General features: G+C 65.7%; 26 protein-coding genes and 1 tRNA gene. 15 read left to right on the top strand and 12 right to left on the bottom strand.

What is annotated here, in order from left to right:
- Positions 1-60: 60 nt before the first annotated feature.
- On the top strand, positions 61-1,149 hold the full coding sequence (locus ACM26W_RS13135; protein ID WP_416137430.1) for a PA0069 family radical SAM protein: 1,089 nt from the start codon (positions 61-63) through the stop codon (positions 1,147-1,149).
- A 192-nt stretch (positions 1,150-1,341) separates the two neighbouring features.
- On the opposite strand, the gene ACM26W_RS13140 is transcribed toward ACM26W_RS13135, so the two are convergent.
- The 8 genes from ACM26W_RS13140 to ACM26W_RS13175 all read right to left on the bottom strand — a co-directional run bounded on the left by ACM26W_RS13140 (position 1,342) and on the right by ACM26W_RS13175 (position 8,119).
- Positions 1,342-2,340 carry a zinc-dependent alcohol dehydrogenase family protein gene (locus ACM26W_RS13140; protein ID WP_416137431.1) on the bottom strand — a complete coding sequence of 333 codons (999 nt, stop codon included), beginning with the start codon at positions 2,338-2,340 and terminating at the stop codon, positions 1,342-1,344.
- Positions 2,341-2,409: 69 nt separating this feature from the next.
- Positions 2,410-3,210, bottom strand: coding sequence for a DUF2797 domain-containing protein (locus ACM26W_RS13145; RefSeq protein ID WP_416140888.1), 801 nt, complete (start codon positions 3,208-3,210; stop codon positions 2,410-2,412).
- Between the two features lie 43 nt (positions 3,211-3,253).
- The gene (locus ACM26W_RS13150) at positions 3,254-3,538 is read right to left on the bottom strand and encodes a YeaC family protein (RefSeq protein WP_416137432.1); all 285 of its coding nucleotides are present in this window, start codon (positions 3,536-3,538) and stop codon (positions 3,254-3,256) included.
- A gap of 48 nt (positions 3,539-3,586) precedes the next feature.
- On the bottom strand, positions 3,587-4,444 hold the full coding sequence (locus ACM26W_RS13155; RefSeq protein WP_416137433.1) for a rhomboid family intramembrane serine protease: 858 nt from the start codon (positions 4,442-4,444) through the stop codon (positions 3,587-3,589).
- A 181-nt stretch (positions 4,445-4,625) separates the two neighbouring features.
- The gene (locus ACM26W_RS13160; protein WP_416140889.1) at positions 4,626-5,612 is read right to left on the bottom strand and encodes a metallophosphoesterase; all 987 of its coding nucleotides are present in this window, start codon (positions 5,610-5,612) and stop codon (positions 4,626-4,628) included.
- Between the two features lie 19 nt (positions 5,613-5,631).
- Complete coding sequence (locus ACM26W_RS13165) at positions 5,632-6,552, bottom strand: NAD(+) kinase (protein ID WP_416137434.1); 921 nt, start codon at positions 6,550-6,552, stop codon at positions 5,632-5,634.
- Positions 6,553-6,625: 73 nt separating this feature from the next.
- Positions 6,626-7,495 carry a carboxylate/amino acid/amine transporter gene (locus ACM26W_RS13170; protein ID WP_416137435.1) on the bottom strand — a complete coding sequence of 290 codons (870 nt, stop codon included), beginning with the start codon at positions 7,493-7,495 and terminating at the stop codon, positions 6,626-6,628.
- A gap of 108 nt (positions 7,496-7,603) precedes the next feature.
- Entirely contained in the window at positions 7,604-8,119 is a 516-nt protein-coding gene (locus ACM26W_RS13175) for a YqaE/Pmp3 family membrane protein (RefSeq protein WP_416137436.1), read from the bottom strand.
- A 175-nt stretch (positions 8,120-8,294) separates the two neighbouring features.
- Here ACM26W_RS13175 and ACM26W_RS13180 point away from each other — a divergent pair, with 175 nt between their 5' ends.
- The 7 genes from ACM26W_RS13180 to putP all read left to right on the top strand — a co-directional run bounded on the left by ACM26W_RS13180 (position 8,295) and on the right by putP (position 15,648).
- The gene (locus ACM26W_RS13180; RefSeq protein WP_416137437.1) at positions 8,295-8,711 is read left to right on the top strand and encodes a CBS domain-containing protein; all 417 of its coding nucleotides are present in this window, start codon (positions 8,295-8,297) and stop codon (positions 8,709-8,711) included.
- A gap of 380 nt (positions 8,712-9,091) precedes the next feature.
- Positions 9,092-9,165, top strand: a tRNA-Gly gene (locus ACM26W_RS13185).
- Positions 9,166-9,245: 80 nt separating this feature from the next.
- Complete coding sequence (locus ACM26W_RS13190) at positions 9,246-9,620, top strand: hypothetical protein (protein ID WP_416137438.1); 375 nt, start codon at positions 9,246-9,248, stop codon at positions 9,618-9,620.
- Between the two features lie 57 nt (positions 9,621-9,677).
- A complete protein-coding gene (locus ACM26W_RS13195) occupies positions 9,678-10,466 on the top strand; it encodes a helix-turn-helix domain-containing protein (protein ID WP_416137439.1) in 789 nt (262 codons plus the stop codon).
- Between the two features lie 219 nt (positions 10,467-10,685).
- Complete coding sequence (gene putA / locus ACM26W_RS13200; RefSeq protein ID WP_416140890.1) at positions 10,686-13,859, top strand: bifunctional proline dehydrogenase/L-glutamate gamma-semialdehyde dehydrogenase PutA; 3,174 nt, start codon at positions 10,686-10,688, stop codon at positions 13,857-13,859.
- A 44-nt stretch (positions 13,860-13,903) separates the two neighbouring features.
- Positions 13,904-14,047 carry a hypothetical protein gene (locus ACM26W_RS13205; RefSeq protein WP_416137440.1) on the top strand — a complete coding sequence of 48 codons (144 nt, stop codon included), beginning with the start codon at positions 13,904-13,906 and terminating at the stop codon, positions 14,045-14,047.
- Between the two features lie 110 nt (positions 14,048-14,157).
- The gene (gene putP, locus ACM26W_RS13210) at positions 14,158-15,648 is read left to right on the top strand and encodes a sodium/proline symporter PutP (protein WP_416137441.1); all 1,491 of its coding nucleotides are present in this window, start codon (positions 14,158-14,160) and stop codon (positions 15,646-15,648) included.
- A 203-nt stretch (positions 15,649-15,851) separates the two neighbouring features.
- On the opposite strand, the gene ACM26W_RS13215 is transcribed toward putP, so the two are convergent.
- Positions 15,852-16,148, bottom strand: coding sequence for a hypothetical protein (locus ACM26W_RS13215; RefSeq protein WP_416137442.1), 297 nt, complete (start codon positions 16,146-16,148; stop codon positions 15,852-15,854).
- A gap of 246 nt (positions 16,149-16,394) precedes the next feature.
- Here ACM26W_RS13215 and ACM26W_RS13220 point away from each other — a divergent pair, with 246 nt between their 5' ends.
- The 3 genes from ACM26W_RS13220 (at position 16,395) to ACM26W_RS13230 (ending at position 18,690) form a co-directional block, all read left to right on the top strand.
- Positions 16,395-17,009, top strand: a complete 615-nt coding sequence (locus tag ACM26W_RS13220) for an OmpW/AlkL family protein (protein WP_416137443.1) — start codon at positions 16,395-16,397, stop codon at positions 17,007-17,009.
- Between the two features lie 218 nt (positions 17,010-17,227).
- Entirely contained in the window at positions 17,228-17,821 is a 594-nt protein-coding gene (locus ACM26W_RS13225; RefSeq protein WP_416137444.1) for an OmpW/AlkL family protein, read from the top strand.
- Positions 17,822-18,054: 233 nt separating this feature from the next.
- A complete protein-coding gene (locus ACM26W_RS13230) occupies positions 18,055-18,690 on the top strand; it encodes an OmpW/AlkL family protein (protein ID WP_416137445.1) in 636 nt (211 codons plus the stop codon).
- A gap of 73 nt (positions 18,691-18,763) precedes the next feature.
- Here ACM26W_RS13230 and ACM26W_RS13235 read toward each other — a convergent pair whose 3' ends face one another.
- Positions 18,764-19,096 (bottom strand): YqcC family protein, encoded by a 333-nt coding sequence (locus ACM26W_RS13235; protein ID WP_416137446.1) that lies wholly within the window; start codon positions 19,094-19,096, stop codon positions 18,764-18,766.
- A 342-nt stretch (positions 19,097-19,438) separates the two neighbouring features.
- Here ACM26W_RS13235 and ACM26W_RS13240 point away from each other — a divergent pair, with 342 nt between their 5' ends.
- The 4 genes from ACM26W_RS13240 (at position 19,439) to ACM26W_RS13255 (ending at position 22,436) form a co-directional block, all read left to right on the top strand.
- Complete coding sequence (locus ACM26W_RS13240; RefSeq protein WP_416137447.1) at positions 19,439-20,464, top strand: DUF3549 family protein; 1,026 nt, start codon at positions 19,439-19,441, stop codon at positions 20,462-20,464.
- A 25-nt stretch (positions 20,465-20,489) separates the two neighbouring features.
- Positions 20,490-20,927 carry an ATP-dependent zinc protease gene (locus ACM26W_RS13245; protein ID WP_416140891.1) on the top strand — a complete coding sequence of 146 codons (438 nt, stop codon included), beginning with the start codon at positions 20,490-20,492 and terminating at the stop codon, positions 20,925-20,927.
- A 40-nt stretch (positions 20,928-20,967) separates the two neighbouring features.
- Positions 20,968-21,876: a 30S ribosomal protein S6--L-glutamate ligase gene (gene rimK, locus ACM26W_RS13250; protein ID WP_416137448.1), complete on the top strand. Its 909-nt coding sequence runs from the start codon at positions 20,968-20,970 to the stop codon at positions 21,874-21,876.
- A gap of 113 nt (positions 21,877-21,989) precedes the next feature.
- Positions 21,990-22,436: a hypothetical protein gene (locus ACM26W_RS13255; RefSeq protein ID WP_416137449.1), complete on the top strand. Its 447-nt coding sequence runs from the start codon at positions 21,990-21,992 to the stop codon at positions 22,434-22,436.
- 1 nt (position 22,437) lies between these two features.
- Here the strand turns inward: ACM26W_RS13255 and ACM26W_RS13260 are convergent, their stop codons facing one another.
- Both ACM26W_RS13260 and sufT read right to left on the bottom strand, forming a co-directional pair.
- Positions 22,438-23,265 (bottom strand): SanA/YdcF family protein, encoded by an 828-nt coding sequence (locus ACM26W_RS13260; RefSeq protein ID WP_416137450.1) that lies wholly within the window; start codon positions 23,263-23,265, stop codon positions 22,438-22,440.
- 14 nt (positions 23,266-23,279) lie between these two features.
- Positions 23,280-23,852, bottom strand: a complete 573-nt coding sequence (sufT, locus tag ACM26W_RS13265) for a putative Fe-S cluster assembly protein SufT (protein WP_416137451.1) — start codon at positions 23,850-23,852, stop codon at positions 23,280-23,282.
- Between the last annotated feature and the right edge of the window lie 4 nt (positions 23,853-23,856).

The raw sequence follows: 23,856 nt of genomic DNA on the forward strand, positions 1-23,856 counted from the left end.
TCGCAGGCGCTACACTGATCCGAATAACTGTACGTATGTACATAAAAATGGAGGTACCCCATGGCTTCATCGACCCGAGCGGCCCCCCTCCCCCGCAAGGGCCGCGGCGCCACCTTCGATCCCCACAACCGCTTCGCCTCTACCCTCAGCGTGGAGGAAGACGACGGCTGGTGGCAGCACGAGGCGCCGGCAAGCCTGACCACCGAGGTGCGCGAAGAGCGCGCGCGCAGCGCCTTGGCCTGGAACACCTCCCCGGACCTGCCCTTCGACCGCTCGATCAACCCCTACCGGGGCTGCGAGCACGGCTGCATCTACTGCTATGCCCGCCCCAGCCACGCCTACTGGGACCTCTCTCCGGGGCTCGACTTCGAGACGAAGCTGATTGCCCGCTCCGGCCTGGTGGAGCGCCTGACGGAAGAGCTGTGCCGGCCGGGCTATGTCTGCCGTCCCATCAACCTCGCCGGCAACACCGATGTCTACCAGCCCATCGAGGCCAGCCAGCGCCGCACCCGGGAACTGCTCACCTTCCTGCTTGAGTGCCGCCACCCGGTCACCCTGGTGACCAAAGGCGCCCTGATCCTGCGCGACCTGGACCTGCTCACGGCCCTCGCCGAGCGCCGCCTGGTCCGGGTGATGGTGAGCCTGACCAGCCTCGACGCCGACCTGAAGCGCACCCTGGAGCCCCGGGCCGCCTCGCCGGCCGCACGACTGCGGGTCATCCGGTCCCTGAGCGGCGCGGGGGTTCCCGTCGGCACCCTGGTCGCCCCGATGATTCCGGGGCTGACCGACCACGAACTGGAACGCCTGCTGGCGGCGGCCGCGGACGCCGGCGCCGCCACCGCCGGCTGGATGCTGCTGCGCTTGCCCCACGAGGTGGCCCCGCTGTTCAAGGCCTGGCTGGAGACGCACTATCCTGAGCGCGCCGGCAAGGTGATGAGCCTGATCCACCAGTGTCGCGACGGGAAGGACTACGACCCGCGCTTCGGCCACCGCATGCGTGGCGAGGGGGTCTTCGCCGACCTGCTCGAGCAGCGTTTCCGTGCGGCCTGCCGGCGGCTGGGGCTGAATACCTCGAAGGCCGAGGCGGCGATGCGCCTGGACACCCAGGCCTTTCGACCGCCCCATCGGCAGGGCGACCTCTTCGCCTGACCCGCCGGCGCGAACCGCTGCACGGCCCGGGCGCCGGGCCGACAGCGGGACTAGGCTTGTCTGAAAAGTCGGCGAGCGAAGGCCAGACAAGGCAAAAATCGGCGAAAAGACGGAGTTTACGGGGTGTAAATGAGTACTTTGAGCCGATTTTTAACGCCGTATGGCCGAGCGCAGCCAGTTTTCGGACAGAGCCTAGGGAATCAGCACCGCCGCCCCGGAGAGCCGCCCCGCGCGCAGGTCCTCGAGGGCCTGGTTGGCCTCTGCCAGTGGATAGGCGCGGGTCTCGGTGTAGATCGGCACCTCGGGGGCCAGGGCCAGGAACGCCTCGCCGTCACGCCGTGTGAGGTTGGCCACCGACTTCACCGAGCGCTCCTCCCAGAGCAGGCGGTAGGGAAAGCTCGGGATATCCGACATATGGATGCCCCCGGAGACCACCACCCCACCGGGGCGCACGTGGGAGAGCGCCGTGGGAATCAGCTCGCCTACCGGGGCGAACAGCAGGGCGGCGTCCAGCGGCTCGGGGGGCGCCTGGTCGCTGCCGCCGGCCCAGGTCGCACCCAGCCGAAGGGCGAAGGCCTGGGCCTCGTCGTCGCCGGGCCGGGTGAAGGCGTAGACCCGCTGGCCGCGGGACAGCGCCAGCTGGATCAGGATATGGGCGGCGGCGCCGAAGCCGTAGATGCCCAGCCGATGGGGCGACTCCCCGCCCGCCAGGCGCCAGGTGCGATAGCCGATCAGCCCGGCGCAGAGCAGCGGCGCAGCGGCCTGAGCGTCGTCGCCATGCACGGGGAAGCAGTAGCGGGCATCGGCCACGCAGTATTCTGCGTAGCCGCCATCGCGGGTATAGCCGGTGAACTCGGCGCGTTCGCAGAGATTCTCCTCGCCCCGGCGGCAGGGCTCGCACTCGCCGCAGGTCCAGCCCAGCCAGGGCACGCCCACCCGCTGGCCCGGCGTCAACCCCGCCACCCCCTCCCCCAGCGCACTGATCTCGCCGACGATCTCGTGGCCGGGCACCAGGGGCAGGCGGGGATCGGGAAGCTCACCATCCACTACGTGCAGGTCGGTGCGGCAGACCCCGCAGGCCAGCACGCGAAGCTGCACCTCGCCGGGGCCCGGACGCGGGCGGGGCACCGCCTCCAGCAGCAGCGGCTGGCCGGCAGCGTGCAGGCGCATGGCGCGCATGGTCTCGGTCATGGTGGCTCTCCTGTCGGCGGTCGGGGCTGGCCTCAGAGCGTCCCGGATGCCGACAGGATAGCCGAGCCGTCAGGCGGCGACCCTGACCTCGTAGCCGGTGTACTTGCGCAGGTTGATCACGCCGCTGTCGAGGATCAGGTACTGCCCCTTGAGACCGAGCAGGGTGCCACGGATCTCGGGGGTCTTGTCGAGGTTGTGAGACACCACCTTGGTAGGGTACTCGAGCACCGGGTAGTCGAGGGTCACCGGGGGCTCATCGAGCAGGCGAATGGCATCATTGCCGAAGCGCTCGCGCAGGTTGGAAAGGCCACCCTCGAGGCGCGCCAGCAGGCGGTCACGCTCGGCGGGCAGGTCCATCTCGACGGTGTCGCCCTTGAGCATGGCCCGCCAGTTGGTGCGGTCGGAGACCTCCTCCTTGAACAGCATCTCGACGAAACCCGACTGCTGACGGGTGTCCACCTCGAACATGGGCAGCGCCTGCACGGCGCCCTGGTCGAGCCAGCGGGTCGGCACCTGGGTGCCGCGGGTGATACCGACCTTGAGGCCCGAGGCGTTGGCCAGGTAGACGACATGGGGCTGGAAGCAGTGGCGCTCGCCCCACTCGGGCTCGCGGCAGGTGCCTGCAAAGAAGTGGCAGGTCTCCGGCTTCATGATGCAGGTGTCGCACTGGGCCAGCTTCTTGAAGCAGGGGTAGCAGTGGCCCTGGGCGAAGCTCTTCTTCGTCGCCCGGCCACAGTGGGTGCAGGCGATCGCGCCGGTCCAGGCCAGCGTCAGCGGCCGCCCCAGGCGTTCGTTGAGCGCCAGACGCTGTTCGCCGGCGCGCAGGGTATAGCGGGCGGGCTCGCCGCCCTGCCCCGGCGCGATGGCCATCTTGGTCAGGCAGCCCTGTACCTCGGCGGCCGCGGCGATCGACTCAGTCACGGCCGGCGTCCTTGGCCAGGCCCGCCAGGGCGGGATCGACACCGGCGCCGCTGCTGGCGCCGCCGCAGGTGCGCTGCTGCAGATAGCCCACCCGCTGCTCTTCGGGCACCTGGTTCTCGAACTCGTAGCGCATCACCGCCTCCAGGCAGAGCTCGGTCTGCTCGGGGCTGAGCAGGCGGCCGTCCGGCCATTTGCGCAGCTCCACCGCCTGCTTGAGGCTCTGGTAGATGGCCGGGGTCATCTGCTGGATCATGCGCTCGAAGGTCATATCGCTCATGGTTTGTCTCTCTATGTACTGACGGCAAGCACAGCACTGACGGCGAGCTCAGCGCTGCCGACGCGCTCGCCCGGAATAGTACCAGCCCAGTGCCAGGCCCACGACCAGCCCACCCAGGTGGGCCTCGTTGGCCACGTTGCCGAAGCCCACGGCGCCGGCCATGTCGGTCATGGTGAAGACCATCCAGCCGAGCATGAAGACCACCAGCATCTGGGGCACGAAGAAGCCGCTGCCCGGCACCCGCCGCGACATCAGCCAGACGTAGCCGAGCAGTGCGAAGTCGACCCCTGACATGCCGCCGAACAGCACCGTGCCGGCGGCGTACTGGGCCAGGTTGGCGCCGATGCCGGCGGCGAGCAGGATCAGCAGCATGCGCCCGCTGCCCTGCAGCGCTTCCACCTGGCGGCCGAAGTACCAAAGCCACAGCATGTTGAAGATCAGGTGCATCCAGCCGAAGTGCAGGAAGGCCGGCGACAGCAGGCGCCACACCTGGCCGGCCAGCACCGCCTCGACCAGGCTGCCCACCGCCAGGCTGCCATTGATCACCCCCAGCGGCACGATGGCCAGGGCCGCGATCACCCTGTCGCCGAACACCGCCATGGCCGCGAACACCACCAGGCAAAGGCCCAGGGTGATGGCCGTGACCGGCGCCAGGCGAAGTGGCGTCAGCAGGGAAGACGTTGGTAGCGCGGACAGGGGCGAGGTACGCCCCTTGGGCATCAGCGGCTCGCCGCGCTGCCAGCGGACCAGCAGCCGCTGCAGCTCCTCCCGCTGACGGGGGTCGGCCAGCCACAGGGTCTGACCCTCGGCGTCCTCGGTGATCCGATGGCCGATGCGATGGGCCCAGAGCGCGCGACGCAGCTCACGGGCATCGAGGTCGGGGGGCAGCTGCATCACCCGGTACATGGAGCCTCCTGAAGCGGGGGAACGGGGGTCTCGAACGCGCACAAAGAAAAAGTCCGGCGGAGGGGGCCGCCGGACAAGAGCAAGGGATCATTCAAGGGAACACCTACTCTGAGGGCGGGTGACGCGGAGAGTTCACGACGTCCATAAAAAAAGATGTAATGTTTTGTATCGATCGTTTCGTTCATTCGAAACTGATCTCCCAGGGGCGCGGCCGCACCTGCTCCTCCCGGGGGACCCGTAGCCATACGAAGTGGTCGGCATCCAGCTGGTGCTCGCCGCTCCAGCGGTAGGCCACCAGGCGACCGAACTTCACCGCACTGTAGTCCAGGCAGGCCACATTGGGCGCCGGCAGCGCCGGGATGCCCTCGCACCAGTAGTGGCCGATGAACAGCGGCGGCTCGGTGGGCCCGTAGTGGGCCAGGCGCGCGCGCTCCTCGTCCGAGAGCGGCCGCAGCTCGAGATCACCGGGCAGGTTGTCGGGCTGGAACACCACGTCGCCCCAGGTCTCGGGAGACTGCCCCCAGAAGTGAGTGCGAAAGCTGCGCCGGGTAAAACCATCCCCGGAGTGGATCTCGACCCCCAGCGGCAGGGGCATCTGGGTGCCACGAGTCAGGCGATCGAGGATGCGAAAGGCGCCGGTTCCCGGTGCCGTGGACTCGATCAGGAACGTCTCGTCCATGCAGCCATCCGGCCGGCGCCGACGCAGCTCGTCGATCAACGGTTGATCCCAGCAGGCATGCACCACGCGCAGGCCGTTTTCCTCCAGGCACAGCGGGATCTCCATGAACCAGGCCAGCGCCTCCTCCCACTCCTGGGGATGGTCGCGATACTGCTCCAGGGTCTCGTTGATGATGCGGTTGTTGCGGGGGGTGTGCTCGCGCAGCCATTCTCGGCCCAGCCCCTTTGGCGCCCGCTGGCAGTAGGCCAGGGCGTTGTACTCATGGTTGCCCATGACGATGCGGGCCTCGCCCTCCTCCACCATGCGCCGGGCGATCTGCACCGCCAGGCGGATGCGCGGCCCGCGGTCGATCAGGTCGCCGAGAAAGATCACCCGTCTACGCGGGTGACGATAGACGCCGCCGCGCTGGTGATAGCCGAGCTTCTCGAGCAGGGCCGCCAGAGTGGCACCGCAGCCATGCACATCGCCGATCAGGTCGTAGCCTTCGATCTTCGCCTGCGTTCTCACATCAGTCTCCCAGGCGATTGCTCCAGCCCAGCTTGCTGCGCAGGACCTCGAAGAAGTTGTGGCCCAGCGGGTGCACCAGTTGGACGCACTGAGGCTTGCGACGAATCACCAGCACATCGTCGGGCTTGGCCACGGCGCGGGTCTGGCCGTCACAGCTGATATGCGGATAGGTCTGGTTGGTTTCGCCGATATGGATGCGGATCTCGCTGGCCGCATCGATGACGATGGGCCGGCTGGAGAGGGTATGCGGGAACATCGGCACCAGGGTCACCACGTCCAGCTTCGGATGCATGATGGGGCCGCCGCCGGAGAGCGAGTAGGCGGTGGAGCCAGTGGGCGTGGCGATGATCAGCCCGTCGCTGCGCTGGCTATAGACGAACTGGCCGTCGATGAACAGTTCGAACTCGATCATGCGCACCGCCTTGCCGGGATGCAGCACCACCTCGTTCAAGGCGTCACCGCTGCCCATCAGGGTGCCGTCACGATAGAGCTCGGCGTCCAGCAGGAAACGCTCCTCCACCTCGTAGCGGCCGTCGAGCACCTCGCCGACCCGGGCCTCGAGCTCGTCGGGCGAGATATCGGTGAGAAAGCCCAGCCGGCCGCGGTTGACGCCCAGCACCAGGGTACCGCTGTGACACAGGGTGCGGGCCGCCCCCAGCAGGCTGCCATCGCCGCCCACCACGATCACCAGGTCGCACAGTTGCCCCAGCATGCGCCGGCTCGACTCGGCATGGCCGTGGTCAAGCAACACCGTGGCGGTGCGGTCCTCGATGATCACATGGTGGCCCCGCTCTTCCAGGAAGCGGATCAGGCGCTTCAGGGTATCGACCACCTGGGAACTGCCCAGGCGGCCGATCAGGCCGATATTGCGGAAGGACGCCTGCTCGTCGCGTCCCTGAGGTGAACTCTTTTCGGATGGCATGCACGGGCCTCTCGCATCGCAGCGGCCCATTATGGGCACTGGCCTGCGCCCCGGCAAACGGCCTCGGGCGGTCTCAGGCGGCCCTCGGCACGCGGCGCTTGAGCCAGCACTCGTTGAGCCACAGCGAACCGGCGATGATCGCCCCGCCCAGCGCCAGGCGAACGAGGTCCGCGTCACGGTTCCAGATCACCAGGTTGACCAACAGGCCCGCGGGAATCAGAGCGTTGTTCATGATGGCCAGGGCTCCGGCGTCGACCCGGGTGGCGCCCAGGTTCCACAGGAAGTAGCCCACCCCGGAGGCCACCAGGCCCAGCCACAGCAGGACGCCCCACTGCACAGGGGTGGCGGGGAGTGCACTGGCGTTGCCCAGCAGGGCAAAGGCCGGCAGGGCGACGGCCAGCGCCCCCAGGTAGAACCAGGCGAAGACACTGTGGCGCGGCAGTGAATCGGGGAGCTCCGCGGAGAGGCGCCGAAAGCCCACCTGGCCCAGGGCGAAGCAGAGATTGGCCCCCTGCACCACCAGGAAGCCGAGCAGAAAGCCGCTGTCGAGGCCGTCATAGCGGATCACCCCGGCGCCCAGCACGGCCAGCACCGCGGTGAGCAGGTAGAAGGGGGTGAAACGGCCGAACAGGGCGTCGTCGAGCAGGGTGATATAGAGCGGTGTGAAGATGGTGAAGAGCAGCACCTCGGGCACCGAGAGCAGCAGGAAGGACTGATAGAAGAAGATGTACATCACCCCGAGCTGCACCGCACCGAGGCCCATCAGGGCCAGGCGCTGGCGGCCGCGCAGCAGTCCCGGGCGCAGGAAGGGCAGGAAGACCAGGGCCGCCAGCACCACCCGCATCGCCACGGCGAAGTAGCTGTCCACCTGGCCTGCCAGATAGACGCCGATCAGCGAGAACGAGAAGGCCCAGAGCACGGTAACGCCGACGAGATAGCCCACAGTCAACTCCATGTTTATTAAAGGTTGACGATGATTATACGCCGCCCGACCGTCCTGCCAAGCCCAGCCACTGGCGGCGACCAATCAGGCCGACCATCTTCGCCAACTTCAGCGAGAGCCGCGAGCCACCAGGCGCAGGGCGAAGATCACACCCGGCACCCAGCCCAGCAGCGTCAGCAGCAGGCAGAACCAGATGCGCTCCATCGGCTGACGGATCAGCCCCACCGCCAACGGCGGCACCAGCACGGCCAGGACCAGAAGAGCCGCACGCGACTCCGACGGCGCTGCCGCAGAGGCAGGCGGCGCCGAGCTGTTGCCTCCTGCGTCGCGGGCAAGAGCCGTACCGCTGCGATCCGGGTGTTCCCCGGCGCCTTCGGGGGTCGGGTGCTCCAGTAGCCGGCGATGGGCCTCGCGGTTGATCTTCTGCTGCAATGTCTCGGCGCCGTCGGCCAGGGCGTCGTGGTGACGCTCCCAATCCTCCCAGTCGTGGGGCGTGCCGGCTCGCGGCCGATGGTCACCGGCCTCACGGGCCCGGGCCCACGCCTTCTCCTCAAGCGTCGTGGGACGCTCGACCTCTCGGTCACCGTCCAGGCCTTTCCTGGCAAGGTATTCGCGGGCATCCATGGCAACTCCTGTGTCGTCGGGGATGATGGCTCTTGGAGACTGAGCCGCAGGCAGGGTTCCGAAGCGGTCCACGCAGCGTTGACGGTTTAACCCCTGCCGGGCTCGGCACTGGCCGTGGGTCGGCTATGCTGTAGGCTGACCGGGCTGATGATGAACCGGCAAAAGGAGATCTGCCATGCCCAACAAGGCCCCCACCACCGTTCGCGAGATCATGTCCCGCGACTGCTACCGAGTCACCGCCAAAACCGCGGTGTCGACCCTGGCCGAAGGATTGTCATTGCACAGGCTGCCCGGTGTCCCGGTGGTCGACGATCGCGATCACCTGATCGGCTTCATCTCGGAGCAGGACGTGCTTGGCAAGGTGCTAGAGAGCACTTACCTCAACGAAGAACCGCCGCTGGTCCGTGAATTGATGCGCCATGAGGTGCTCACCGTTACGCCCAACAAGAGCATCACCGACCTGGCCCAGGAGATGTTGAGCAACAAGCCCAAGGTCTATCCGGTGGTGGAACAGGAGCGCCTGGTGGGCATCGTGACCCGCCGCGATGTGCTCAACGCCATCCTGAGCATGCGCACGAAGCACAGTCACTGATCTGCCTGTCCACGACGCCTCGCGCGCCTCGCCGGCCAACCGGCGAGGCGCGCTGCTGTCTGCGGCAGTACCAGGGCTTACGCCAAAAAAAGAAGGCCGCCTCCGGGAGGAAGCGGCCAAGCATCGATCGAGTCTGCAAGTCAGGACAACAGTGTTAGCGACTGCTATCGCTCTGTTGCCTGTGCATATTCAGACACTGCTGCAAGGAAAAGTTCGGTACAGGCAGAAAATTTCTTGTCATCGCCGTCGAGTTCCGCCGCGCCTCCCTCACAGCCGCCCGGCAACACACCATGAAAACAGCAACTTGCATTGCCATCACGAAAAAGGCTGCGACGCGGCTTGCATGGCTAAGCGGTTGGTTTTACTATCGAATCCGCCCAGCGGGTGTAGCTCAATGGTAGAGCAGAAGCTTCCCAAGCTTAAGACGAGGGTTCGATTCCCTTCACCCGCTCCACGTTTCTTCATTACTTTCCTTCATCTTTTACGTGGGTCCAGAGCGAGTTCTGGAATGGGATCAATCGTCTGGTTGCGCCCATGGCTCTCTTCCTGCTTGTCTTCGTTGTCTGCCTCCTGATCTTCGGCGGCATGGTCGGTCTGCTGCTGCTTTCAGGTACCCCCCGCTATCGTACCGAACCCGCCCAACTGCTCGAGCTGATCGATCGCGCCCTGCAGAGCCAGGTCAGCGAGACCGAGTGGAACGCCATCATCGGCTACCCCATCCGCCACGACGATACCCTGGATGGCATCCGCCGCCGTGCCCAGCGGCTGGTGGACGAACACGGCAACCACGGCCGTGTTACCCGGGGCAAGCCGCTGCTCGATGCCACCGGGCAGGAGGAGCTCACCGCCCTGCGCGATCACCTGGCTCGACACCTCGCGATCCAGGAGCGTCAACGCAGCGTGAAATGACCGACGTGCGGAATTCGGGCTAGGATGAATTTTCACACCGCCTGTACGGGGCCCGACATGTCGAGCGCCATCCGCCAGATCCCCCTCGATACCGCCACACGCCACCACGCCCACGACTTCCATCAGATCGTGATCGGCCTGGAGGGCCGGGCGGAGTTCGAGATAGAGGGGCTGGGCGGCGCCATTTCGGCGCTGTCGGGCTGCATCGTCCCCGCCAATCATGTGCACTACTATGCGGGTACCAGCCAGAACCGCCAGCTGATTCTGGACCTGCCGAGGGAGGCCCACTGCCTCATCGGCTTTCACCACGAGCTGTCTCGCCTGTTCGACGCACCGCGCTTCTTCGCCCTGGATGCCCCCCTCAAGCGCTACCTGGATTTCCTGCTGCTCGAGCTCGACGTCGCCGGCGGCTCAGGGGCCCAGCAGGAGCGACTGTCCGCCACCCTGCTCGGCTGCCTGAACGCCCGTCTGGCCGAGGCCACTGCCCCACCCCGGGGCCGCCGGCTCGACCTGGCCCGCCTCGACCGCTTCATCCAGCGCCACCTGGCCAGCCCGCTTGCCGTTGCCGACCTGGCTCGAGAGGCCTGTCTCAGCGAGGCTCACTTCCGTCACTGTTTTCGCGAGCAGGCCGGTCTTACCCCCTGGCAGTATGTGCGCAATCGACGCCTGGAAACCGCCCGCCACCTGCTTACCCGAAGCGACCTACCCCTTTCCGAGGTCGCCGCCCAAACCGGCTTCGCCAGCCAGAGTGCATTCTCGCACGCCTGCCGGGAAGCCTTCGACGCATCCCCCAGCCGCCTGCGCCGCAACGGCAGGCTCCTGACCAATTCTCGAACTCCACCCTGACGCGAGCACATGGCTAGACGAAAGTCTAACCCAGACAACACCCCGATGGCAGAAACCGCAAAATCCTCAACAGCTTCCGCGGAATCCACAAGCAACCCCCGGGCGCGACTCCTAAAGTGAGGGCCATTGCCGTTTTAACGTAGGGCTCACGCTCTACACCGGGCGGCTCCTTCCCGCCTGACGACATGCAGGGGACCTTTCGTGCTCGATTCAAACACCATGCTTGATACCGCCACCTGGCAGCAGGATCTCGACACCCTCTTCACGCGCATCAGCGACCACTATGTGGTCGACGAGGACAGCTTCGTCGCCGAGCTGATCCAGGCGCTGAGCGCCGATTCGCGCGACTTTCAGCGCATCGCCGACAAGACCGCCGAACTGGTTCGCGAGATCCGCGAGATGGATACCGCCGTGGACTCCATCGACGAATTGCTGCAGCAGTACAGCCTCGACACCCACGAGGGGCTGATGCTGATGTGTCTGGCCGAGGCCATGCTGCGCATTCCCGACACGGCTACCGCCGATGCGCTGATCGAGGACAAGCTTGGCCCCGCCGACTGGAAGTCCCACCTCGGCCAGAGCGACTCCTGGTTCGTCAATGCCTCCACCTGGGGCCTGCTGATGACTGGAAGGGTGATCAACCTCGACCACCCGAAGGATGGCCGGCCGGCGAGCTTCATCAACAAGCTGGTCAACCGCCTGGGCGAGCCGGTGATCCGGCGCGCCATGCGCGAGGCCATGAAGGTGATGGGCAAGCAGTTCGTGCTGGGCCGCGACATCGACGAGGCCCTGAAGCGCTCCAGACCCCTGTTCGACAAGGGCTATACCTACTCCTATGACATGCTCGGCGAGGCCGCGCGCACCCGCCAGGATGCCCGCAAGTACTTCGACGACTATGCCAAGGCCATCGAGCGGGTGGGCATGACCAGCCAGGGGCTATCGGCGAAGACCCCCGCCCCCTCGGTCTCCATCAAGCTCTCGGCGCTGCACCCGCGCTACGAGTTCGGTCGTCGCGAGCAGGTGCTGCACGAACTGGTCGACAGCGTGAAGAAGCTCGCGGCCATGGCCCGCGAACGTGACGTGGCGCTTACCATCGACGCCGAAGAGGTCGACCGCCTGGAGATCTCGCTGGAGGTGTTTCGCGCCGTCTACGAAAGTGACATCTGCCAGGGTTGGGGCCACTTCGGCCTGGTGGTGCAGGCCTACGCCACGCGTGCCCTGCCGGTGTTGCACTACCTCAACCGGCTGGCCGACCAGGAGGGCGACGAGATTCCCCTGCGCCTGGTCAAGGGCGCCTACTGGGACAGCGAGATAAAGGAGTCCCAGCAGCTCGGCGTCGACGGCTATCCGGTCTATACCCGCAAGGCAAGCACCGATGTGGCCTACCTGGTGTGCGCTCGCTTCCTGCTCTCGGACGGCACCCGCGGGCGCATCTTCCCGCAGTTCGCCACCCACAACGCCCACACCATCAGCACCATCCTGGAACTGGCCAACGAGGCCATCCGCCCGTTCGAGTTCCAGCGCCTGCACGGCATGGGCGAGGCGCTCTACGATGCCGCCCTGGCCCGTGCACCGCAGGGCACCTACTGCCGCATCTATGCTCCCGTAGGCGCCCACAAGGACCTGCTTCCCTACCTGGTGCGTCGGCTGCTCGAGAACGGCGCCAACTCCTCCTTCGTGCACCAGCTGGTGGACCCCGACGTGCCGGTGGAGTCGCTCTGCGTCCACCCCGCCGAGACGCTCCGCCAGTACCGGACCTATGCTAACCCGCGCATCCCCCTCCCCGGTGACATCTTCGGCCCCGGCCGTCGCAACTCCCGCGGCGTCAACCTCAACGTGCGCAGCCAGTACCAGCCGCTGATGGAGGAGATGGCCGCCTCCATGAAGAAGGAGCATCGGGTGGGGCCGCTGCTGGCCTTCGAGGTCCCCGACGCCCCCTCGAGCCAGCACGAGGTGAAGAGCCCCTATGACCGCAGGAAGAGGGTCGGCACGGTGCAGTGGACCAGCGCCGAGCAGGCCGCACGCGCGGTGGACGCCGCCTGGGCCGCCTTCCCGCGCTGGGAGGCCACGCCGGTGGCCGAGCGCGCCGCCATCGTGCGCCGCCTGGGCGACCTGATGGAAACCCACATGGCCGAGCTGATGACGCTCTGCTCCCGGGAGGGCGGCAAGCTGCTCACCGATGGCGTCGACGAGATCAAGGAGGCGGTGGACTTCTGCCGCTACTACGCCATGAAGGCGGAGGAGCTGTTCGGTCACCCCATCGCCCTGCCCGGTCCCACCGGCGAGTCCAACCAGCTGATGCTGGGCGGCAAGGGCGTCTTCGCGGCCATCAGCCCCTGGAACTTCCCGGTGGCGATCTTCTGCGGCCAGGTGGTGGCCGCCGCCGTGGCCGGCAACACCGTGTTGGCCAAGCCCGCCGAGCAGACCTCCATCGTCGCCCACCGGGTGATCGAGCTGCTGTATGAAGCCGGCATGCCGCGCGATGTGGTCCAGCTGCTGCCCGGCGACGGCCCCACCGTGGGCAGCGTGCTGACCCGCGACCCGCGCATCACCGGGGTGGTCTTCACCGGCGGCACCGACACGGCGCAGATCATCAACCGCGCCCTGGCCGCCCGGGAGGGGGCCCCCCTGCCGGCGCTGATCGCCGAGACCGGCGGCATGAACGCCATGATCGTCGACTCCACCGCCCTGCCCGAGCAGGTCGTTGCCGATGTCATCCAGTCGTCCTTCCAGAGCGCCGGCCAGCGTTGCTCGGCGCTGCGCGTGCTCTACCTCCAGGAGGACGTGGCCGACCGGGTCATCGAGATCCTGAATGGCGCCATGGCCGAGCTACGCGTCGCCGATCCTCGCGACCTGGGTACCGACGTGGGTCCGGTGATCGACGAGGACGCCCGCCAGGGACTCACCGCACACATCGAGAGGCTCAAGGCCGAGGGGCGGCTGGTCGCCGAGACCCGACTCGACCCGCTCTTCACCGGTGATGGCACCTTCGTCGCCCCGGTGGCCTTCGAGATCTATGGCATCGAGGCGCTGGAAAGGGAGCAGTTCGGCCCGGTGCTGCACATCGTGCGCTACCAGGCCAGCGAGATCGACCGGGTGATCGCCTCGATCAACGGACGGGGTTATGGACTAACCTTTGGCGTGCACAGCCGCAATGAGTCCTTTGCCGAGGAAATCGCGCAGAAGATTCGCGTCGGCAACGTGTATGTGAACCGCAATATCATCGGTGCTGTCGTGGGCGTTCAGCCCTTCGGTGGCCAAGGCCTCTCCGGTACCGGACCCAAGGCCGGCGGGCCGCACTATCTGCTGCGCTTCGCCACGGAAAAGACGGTGACCGTGAATACCGCCGCGCTGGGCGGCAACGCGTCACTGCTTGCGCTGGGAGACGAGTGAGCCCCACTCGTCAGTAACGACAATAAAACTGAAGGAATCCCCTCATGGTTGAAAGCAACGTGTCTGTCGGCTTCACCTTCCTGATGTATCTCCCGCTGATGCTCGGCATCGGGATCGTCGCCTACAAATGCACCACCAACCTCTCCGACGACATCCTCGGTGGACGGTCGCTGTGCCCCGTTACGTGAATAGAAAACGGAGTCAACAAAAATAACACCGTGCCACTACCGGACTCTGCTCGGTAAGCGCACTAACCGGCCGGAGCCTGCTCCGCCCTGATGACACTGGAGAAGTTTTTATGGCTATTGGTGTTTGGATCAGTCTTGTAGGTTACTTTGCGCTCATGATCGCCATCGGCGTTTATGCCATGCGCAAATCCACGTCAACCTCTGAAGATTACATGCTGGGTGGCCGAGCCCTCAGTCCACAAGTGGCGGCCCTGTCGGCCGGTGCTTCGGACATGAGCGGCTGGTTGCTACTGGGTTTGCCCGGGGCGATGTTTGTCTCAGGCTTGGGGTCGGCCTGGATCGGTATTGGCCTGCTCGTAGGAGCGTTCTTCAACTGGACGCTGGTCGCTCCACGCCTGCGCGAACAGACGGTTCACTATGGCAATGCGATTACCATTCCAGAATTCCTGGCAAACCGGTTCCCGACTCGAGCGATGTCGCTGAGAACAGTATCCGCTATCGTCATTGTGATCTTCTTCGCGGTTTACACGGCGTCAGGCCTGGTGGCAGGCGGCAAGCTGTTCGAAAGCGCGTTTTCCGGAATCATCAACGTCGGCGGACTGAGCGACTACGCCATGGGTATCATCATCACACTGGGGGTGGTACTTATTTATACAGTCGTCGGCGGCTTCCTGGCCGTGAGCATGACGGACTTCGTGCAAGGCTGCATCATGATGCTGGCACTGGTGATCATGCCAATGGTTGTGCTGTTCGGCGAAGGTGGCGGCGGTTTCGCTCAGGCGTCAGAGACCCTGAATGAAGTCGATCCTACGCTGCTGTCCTGGACAGCGGGCCTGACCTTCGTTGGGTGGCTGTCTGCGGTGACCTGGGGGCTGGGGTATTTCGGGCAGCCGCACATCATCGTGCGGTTCATGGCCATCCGGACGCTGAAGGATGTTCCGGTTGCCCGTAACATCGGCATGAGCTGGATGCTCATCTCCCTGATCGGTGCCATTTCTCTGGGTATATTCGGCAGGGCCTTTGCGGTCCGCAATGGCATGGATGTTCAGGATCCTGAAACCATCTTTATCATCCTGGCGGAACTGCTTTTCCATCCGCTGATCACCGGCTTCCTCTATGCGGCTCTCCTGGCTGCCATCATGAGTACCATTTCCAGCCAGCTTCTGGTGTCGTCTTCCTCATTGACCGAGGACTTCTATCGCCTGTTCCTGCGCAAAGAGGCCAAGGACAAGGAGACCGTCGCCATCGGCCGGGTTTGTGTCGTGCTGGTGGGTCTGGTGGCAGCCGTCATTGCGTCGGATGAGAACTCTCAGGTTCTGGGGCTGGTGAGTAACGCCTGGGCAGGCTTCGGTGCGGCATTTGGCCCGCTGATTATCCTGTCGCTGATGTGGCCGCGCACGAACGGCGCTGGCGCCATCGCGGGGATGGTGGTGGGTGCCGCCACCGTCATGATCTGGATTACACTGGGCTGGAATGCAGAGTTCATGGGTGGTCCCGGTGTGTACGAGATCATTCCTGGCTTCATCGCTTCCTTCATCGCCATCATCGTGGTGAGCAGCGTTACTGCCGATGCTGGTGAATATCAGCACATCAGTCGCTAATAGAGTAAAGCGAGAATCACACACTCAACGTGGTAAAAGGGGCTCCTGCGGGAGCTCTTTTTTATTGTCTGATGACACACCGAGAACCGAATACATGACGGCTTGACGTAACGCCGGCGCCTTCCTGGCCTTCATCGTCAGATACCACGAAGCCGCCTCTGGGGCGGCTTTCTGCATCCTGGGATGACGGCCTGGCCCAACGCTCAGGCCAGCAGCGCGCGGAGCACTATCACCAAGGCAAAGAGGGCAAGGGCCAGTTGGCTCCAGGGCGGCGACAGGATCCGGCGCTGCCAGCGACGGGATGGTTCAAGCGCCATTGGGCGCAGGAAGGCGGCGCCCAGGGCCCATATGCCCAGCAGGACAGCCGGCAAGCGCAGCGTGAGCGGCAACCCCTGAATCAACCCCGGCTGCAGCAGCAGCCAGATTGCCAGGCCGGCGGCGACCAGGAGGGGCGCTGCCTCGCTCCACCACGGGTGTCGAAGGGACATCTCGGGTCTCATCTCCGCTCTCCTTGTCAGCTCCCCTCAGTCAAGACGATTTCCGCGGAGGGCGCGAGCCGCCGATGCCACAATGCGACAAGACTTGTACAGGTGATCCGTCCTCCTCAAGGCCCTGAGCGGGACAACGCCTATCACCGCGATGGTAATTCTTTACAAGACTTCTATATGATGTTCTTCAATAGTCGTTGTTGTACAAGAAAAGACCCCCGGGCCTTCGGCGCCCACGACTGACGAGAGGACTCCCTGATGAACAAGCACCCCTTCCTCACCGCCGCCCTGCTGACTGCCGGGAGCCTGATCACCAGCCAGATGGCCCTGGCCTACAGCGCCGGTGACATCTTCGTCCGCGGTGGCATCGCCCAGACCGATGTCACATCCAACAATGGTGACCTGACGCCCGACAACCTGCGTCTGGGTGTTTCCGACGAGCGGGGACTCTACTACGGCTTGGGCTATCTCTTTACCGACAAGCTCGGCATCGAGCTCAGCGGCCAGGAGAAGGTCGAGCATGACCTGACTCTCGCCGGCGGACCGATCGGCAGCGTGGACCGGATGCCGGTCAACCTTATGGTGAATTACTACCCCATGGGCGGCATGGACTCTCGCGTCCAGCCCTACGTGGGCGCCGGCCTCAACTACACCCGCTTCTCCGGGGAAGAGCTGGAGGGGCTGGACGTGCGCCGCAGCTATGGGGCCATCGGCCAGCTGGGCGTGGATCTGGCCGTGGCACAGGGCCTGATGCTCAACGGCTTCGTCAGCTATGCCGACGTCTCCGCCGACGTGCGCCTGGGTGGCACCGACATCGGCGAGGCCAAGATCGACCCCATGACCATCGGCGGGGGCATCAGCTACCGCTTCTGATCCAGTACTCCCCCACCACGGCGCCGGGCTCCTGCTCGGCGCTTTCATGTTCGGCGTCCTCATGTCTGCCCCCTGCCCGGCCATTGGAAAAGAACATACACAATTCTTGACGACTCGTGACGAGACATTTAGAAACAGTGTTTCTTATAATACCTTGGTCATAGGCCACCGGGCATTCCGGCTTGGCCATCGCGTGAAGCAACAGGAGGATCCTGACCATGCGTACTACTCGACTGATCACCGCCGCTGCCATTGCCGCCAGCTGTGCCTTCGCCAGTCAGGCTGCCCTTGCCTACAGCGCCGGCGACACCTTCGTGCGCGGCGGCTTCGCCAAGTCCGACACCCGCTCCGACAATGGCGTGCTCGACGGCGTCAGCAGCGGCGAGACCGGCTTCACCTTAGGCGCCGGCTACCTGTTCCACGACAAAGTCGGCGTGGAGCTGAACGGCTCGGAGAAGATCGAGCACACGGTCAGTGCCGGCGGTGAGTCAGGCACCATCGACCGGATGCCAGTCAACCTGCTGGTCAACTACTACCCGCTGGGCGGCCTGGAATCACGCGTGCAGCCCTATGTGGGCGCCGGCCTCAACTACACCCGCTTCTCCGGTGAGCCGGAAGGCGTGGACGCCCGCCGCAGCTACGGCGCCGTGGGCCAAGTGGGCATGGATCTCGCCATCACCGACAACCTGATGCTCAACGGCTTCGCCAACTACGCCGACGTGGACTCGCGCCTCTCCGTGGGCGGTGAGCGCATCGGTACCGCCAAGGTGGACCCGATGACCATCGGCGGCGGCGTGACCCTGCGCTTCTGACCGCAGACAGCACGCTAGCACAGAACGCAAGACGCCGGGCCTGGGCCCGGCGTCTTGCGTTCTGTGCTGTGCGTTCTGGGCTATAAACGCACGGTGGGTGGGCGAGTGCTGCAATGCAAGATACTTGCTCTGGGTCAATAACGCCGAGATGCATGCTGATTAAACTGGGGTTATTGATCGACAGGTCCTGACCTGTCAGTTGTTAGCCACAAGCCATAAAAAGGAGTCGCCCCATGCGCAAGACCCTCCCCACCCTGCTCGCCGCCGGCCTGGCCGCCGCCGCTTTCACCACTAGCACCCAGGCGCTGGCCTACGGCGTGGGCGACTTCTTTACCCGCCTCGGCGTCGCCAAGGTGGCTCCCAAGAGCGATAACGGTAACCTCGATACGGCTCTTGGCGATCTTTCGGTAGATGTTCAGGACGATACCAACTTCGCCTTTACCCTTGGCTACCGCTTCCACGACAACGTCGGCGTGGAGCTGCTGGCGGCGCTGCCCTTCGAGCATGACATCAACTTGAACGGCAGCAACCTGGCCTCCACCAAGCACCTGCCGCCGACCCTGACCGTCCAGTACTACCCGATGGGTGGCACCGCGGCCCTGGTGCAGCCCTATATGGGCGTGGGCGTCAACTACACCCGCTTCTCCAGCGAGAAACTCGACATCGATGGCATCGATCTCGACCTCTCCAGTTCCTGGGGGGCCGCCGGCCAGGTGGGCGTGGACGTGCTGATCAACGACAACTGGGCGCTGAACGCCGCCGCCTGGTATATCGATATCGACACCGACGCCAGTCTGAACGGCACCGAAGTAGGCACCGTGAAGATCGACCCCCTGGTGGTGATGGGCGGCATCAGCTACCGCTTCTGATCCTTCCAGCGAGGAAGACGCAGCAGGGCCCGCCAATGGCGGGCCCTGCTGCGTTTCCGGCAGGCCAATGGCGTCAGTTCTCGGTGACCAGCCGGTCGATCGCCTCAACGGCCTGGGTCAGCATCAGCCGCTCGACGCTCCCAACCCCGGACTGTGCCAGCCAGGCCTCCACTGCGGGAGCGACCTCGCACTTCGCCGGCAGCGGCGCTCTGGCCTCCACCAGGGCTTCCAGGCGCACGATGAACACGAATCGCAGCCACTGGGGGAGCGCCATGGTGTCGGCGCAGAAGGGCTCGATGCTATCGAAGTCAATGGGGTCCGGCCGGGCCATGCGCCACTGGTCGGTGGCGCGCATGGTGGCCTCCAGTTCGCGCAGGGCGGCCGCCAGTTCCTGGTGTGCGCTCATTGTGAGCTCCTCGCATGCATGAGAGGCCATTATCCCTGCCAGCCCCCGACCCGGCCACCCCACCAGGCTTTCCCCACAGGGGGATACATCGGGCTATGACACCGGGCTTATACACCGTGTTTTCCACACCCGGCCAGGGCGTTCCGACGTCGCTGTGTATAGTTCACAGTTTTCCTGAACGGGACTGTGGATAAACTCTGGAAAGGACGCTCGAGGCCACGCCTCATGGGCCTCCGGCTCTATCGTTCAAGAATTGATCAGACACAGGCTTCGTCCACCCGGAAGCTGCTGACAGCGACGCGGCGCCAAGGTAGAGTGCACGGTTCGAAGACGGGAGAGAGCATGCAGCCCATCAACACCTTACAAGACTTCTTCGTGCGCAGCGGCGCCGCGGTCCGGCTCTACCATCTGGGCCGGCGCGTGGAGCCCTGCGACATGGCCACCCTGGCGGCCTTCGAGGCCGACGAACTAGCCTGGCCGGCCCCCTGGCAGGGCCAGGCACGCCTGGGCCTGGTGTTCCGCCTGGGCAACATGCGCGACCCGCTGATCTGGTTCCTGGCCCTGCCGCTGGACGAGCAGGGCCAGCTGGTGCCGGCCCCCCGCGATGCCTTCCTGCAGCGCCTGCTGGAGACCCTGGGGCGCAGCGTGGCCAGCGTTGGACGCGAAGACGGCGAGGCAGTGGACAACCTGATGAAGGACAACCCGCTGGCCTTCACTCCCTCGTTGCCCTTCCAGGCCCTGCTACACGCCCGCGCAAGCCTCGACCTGGGAATGGCGGCCAGTCAGCATCTGGAGCCGGTGGAGGCCTACCTGAGCGGCCAGCAGGAGATCGACTGGCAGGCCCTGGGCCTGCAGGGGCTGGCTGATTTCGTCGTGCGCATGGACGCCGATGACCAGGCCCGCCTGGCCACCCGGCTGCCGGCGCTGCCTGGCGAAGTGCTTACCTCGCTATGCTACTGTCTGGAGCACGTGGCCATCGGGGCCGACCTGGCCCGAGCCCTGCACGATCGGGGCGAAGCGGCGGCACGGGCCGGCGACATCGAGGCGTTCACCGCCTGCGTTCGCGCCGTGGCCGGCGCCGACAGCGACCTCGCCGGTGCCTGGTACGACGAGCTACTGGCCGATGCCGACGCCTGCGGTCCCGACCTGCTGGCGGCCATGGCCGGGCGCGGCTGGCACCACCTGGAGGACGCCCAACGGCTGCCGCACTTCCTGGCCCGCCTGGCAGGCTGCGAAGACGCCGACTTCATGAGCGTGGCTCGCGACCTGGCCCTGGTGCCGCGGCTGCGCCTGCCGGTTCTGATGACACTGCGCGAGGCCGCTCCCGAGAGCCCCATCGGCCGGCGCCTGGCCGCCCTGACCCGCTGACAGGCCTGCAAGGATTCCCATGAGCATGAGAGAACTGCCCTATACCCCCAAGGCGGTGATCGGCCGCCGTGAAATGGTAGAACTGCCGGAAATGCACCTCACCCTGTGCGCCAAGGCAGACACCGGCGCGCGCACCTCCGCCCTGCACGCCGAGGACATCGAGTCCTACGAGGAGGACGGCCACCTGTGGGTGAGCTTCACTACCCGCAGCGGCGGCCCGCACACGCCGCCCCACGTGTTCCGCATGCACCTGCATGACCGCCGCAAGGTCCGCAGCTCCAACGGCCAGGAGGAGTGGCGCTACGTGATCCGTACCTCCATGCACCTGGGCGACCTGGAGTTCCCTGTAGAGCTGACCCTGACCGACCGTCGCAACATGCGTCACCCCATGCTGCTGGGGCGCCGAGCCCTGCGCCGCCTGCTGGTGGCGCCCGGCGCTGCCTTCCTGCATGGCGAACCCTGATGCGAACGCCACCCCGACCTACGGCCACTGGAGTCCTTCAATGCATATCGCGCTGCTGTCACGCAACCGCAATCTCTACTCCACCCGCCGTCTGGTGGAGGCCGCCGAACAACGGGGTCACAGCGCTCGGGTGGTCGATACCCTGCGCTGCTACATGAGCATCGCCTCTCACCACCCCTCGATCCATCTCAAGGGCCAGGAGCTTGAGCCCTTCGACGCTGTGATCCCGCGCATCGGCGCCTCGGTGACCTTCTACGGCTGCGCCGTGCTGCGCCAGTTCGAGATGATGGGTACCTACGTGCTCAACGACTCGGTGGGCATCACCCGCTCTCGGGACAAGCTGCGCTCGCTGCAGCTGCTCTCGCGCAAGGGGCTGGGCCTGCCGATCACCGGCTTCGCCCACTCCCCGGACGACATCCCCGACCTGATCACCATGGTCAAGGGGGCGCCACTGGTCATCAAGCTGCTGGAGGGCACCCAGGGCATCGGCGTGGTGCTGGCCGAGACCAACCAGGCCGCCGAAAGCGTGATCCAGGCCTTCCTGGGCTTGAAGGCCAACATCATGGTGCAGGAGTACATCACAGAGGCGCGTGGTGCCGACATCCGCTGCCTGGTGATCGGCGACAAGGTGGTGGCGTCCATGAAGCGCCAGGCCGCCGCGGGTGAGTTTCGCTCCAACCTGCACCGTGGCGGAAGCGCCAGCGTGATCCGTATCACCCCGGAGGAGCGCTCCACGGCGATCCGCGCCGCCAAGGCCATGGGCCTGCGGGTGGCGGGCGTCGACCTGCTGCGCTCCAACCATGGGCCGGTCATCATGGAGGTCAACTCCTCCCCCGGCCTGCAGGGTATCGAGGCCGCCACCGGCAAGGACATCGCCGGGCTGATCATCGAGCATATCGAGAAGAATGCCGCACCGAGCCGCAAGGTGCCGCCTAAACCCAAGGGGTAATAGCCAGGATGGCACCGGCCTGGCCCAATATGGGGAGATTTTATTCCTCTCCGGGGGTAGTAAAACAGTGTTTCCCCGGCCACAATCTGCGTCACCGGAGGAGGTGACCGCTCATGTTTCTCGATAATCGCCAGGTGGCGATGGACAGCGCCCTGGAGGCGCTGGCCGACAGCATCGACTATTTCCAGGACAACCTGGAGCGCCTGCGTCCAACCCTGCGCGACGCCCTCAAGCCCCATTATGAGGCCAGGAGCAGGTCGATGAGCGAGCTTCAGGAGCTGGCCCGTCAGCATCTCAATATGCTGCCCCGCGACGCCGACGTAGAGCGCGACGACTACATGTGGCTGTGGAGCCGGCTGAAGAGCTTCGTTGGCAACGAGAGCCAGGTGGTGATCGGCGAACTGCTCGAGCAGGAGCGGGTGCTGATGCAGGCCCTCTCGACCCTCTACACTCACCCCCTGCCCGACGCCATCGAGCCGGTGATCGAGGAGTGCTTGAAGGGCTGCCGAGCGCTGATCCGCGAGCTCTATACCCTGCAGAAGCAGCGCCAGCGGCGCTGAGTCACCCGCCCTCTCCTGCCGACGCCTCGCCGCTAACATCCCCCTCGACGTTCTCAGGGTCGCTGGCTGCCGGAACGCCGGCCGCCGGAACGCCGGCCGCCGGGTCGCCGGCCGCCGGGTCGCCGGCCGCCGGAAATAGCCAGGCCTCCCAGGCGCGCGGCGCAATCTCCAGCGGTTCCAGTGGCCCCAGGAAGTAGGGCTCACGCCCCCACAGGTAAAGATCCCCCAGGGTGGCCACCCGCGCCACCCACTCCCGTGCTTGAAGCCGCCACTCTCCGCTTACCTTGCGCGACGGCGATGGCACCGCGCAGCCGGTGACCTCCAGCCCCAGGGCATCGGCGATGAACAGCGCCCGCGGCAGGTGCCAGGCCTGGGTGATCAGCAGCGCCCGCTCCACGCCGAACACCTCCCGAGCCCGGGCCAGGGTATCGAAGGTACTGAAACCGGCGTAATCGAGGGTCATGTCGGCATCGGGAACCTGACGGCCACGCAGATCACGCCACATGGTGATGGGTTCATTGTAGAAGCGGGTGCGATTATCCCCGGAGAGCAGCAGGTGGTCGACTCGCCCCAGGCGCAGCAGCCGCGCCGAGGCGCTCATGCGCGCATCGAAGTAGGGATTTCGGACGCCGCTGCGGGTCCAGTGGGAGGTGCCGAAGACGATGCCTACCCGCTCGCCGCTGCATAGCGGAAGCGTATGCTCGATGCGCGAATGGGTCTGCCCCAGCACCCAAAGATTGGCCGCCACGAACAGCAGGGCCACCAGCAGTGCGGAAGCCCCAAGGATCATCAGCAGGCCTCGAAAGACCTTCCCAACCGCCTGCTTCATGGCAGCTCCCCAGGCTAGAACATGCCGAGTTCGAGCCTGGCCTCGTCACTCAGCATCTCGCGGCTCCAGGGCGGGTCAAAGACGATCTCGGTATGCACCTTGCTGATCTGCGGGGCACCGAGGATCTTGTTGCGGGCGTCGGCAGCGATCACGTCACCCATGCCACAGCCTGGCGCAGTGAGCGTCATGCGAATGGTGACGATGCGCTCGCCAGTGATCAACCGCTCGATGCGACAGCCGTAGACCAGCCCCAGGTCGACGATATTGACCGGAATTTCCGGGTCGAAGCAGGTCCGCAGCTGATCCCACACGAACTGCTCGATCTCCTCCTCGGAGGCGTCCTCGGCGAGGGTCGGCCGCGGCAGCGCCTCGAGCCCCAGGGCGTCGAGGTTGGCCCCCTCGATCAGGTAGAGCCGACCCTCGAAGCCCACGCTCACCGAGCTGCCCTTGGCCTGCATCACGCTGACGATACTGTCCTCGGCCAGGGTCACGGTCTTGCCGAAGGGGATGGAGATCGCCTCCACGTCCCGCTGCAGCGGCAGGGTCTGCCCCTTCTCGAGGCTGGCTATCTGCTCGATATCGCTCATGGGC

Origin of the sequence: Halomonas sp. HK25, from assembly GCF_047795635.1 — a bacterium.
Taxonomy (GTDB): Bacteria; Pseudomonadota; Gammaproteobacteria; order Pseudomonadales; family Halomonadaceae; genus Halomonas.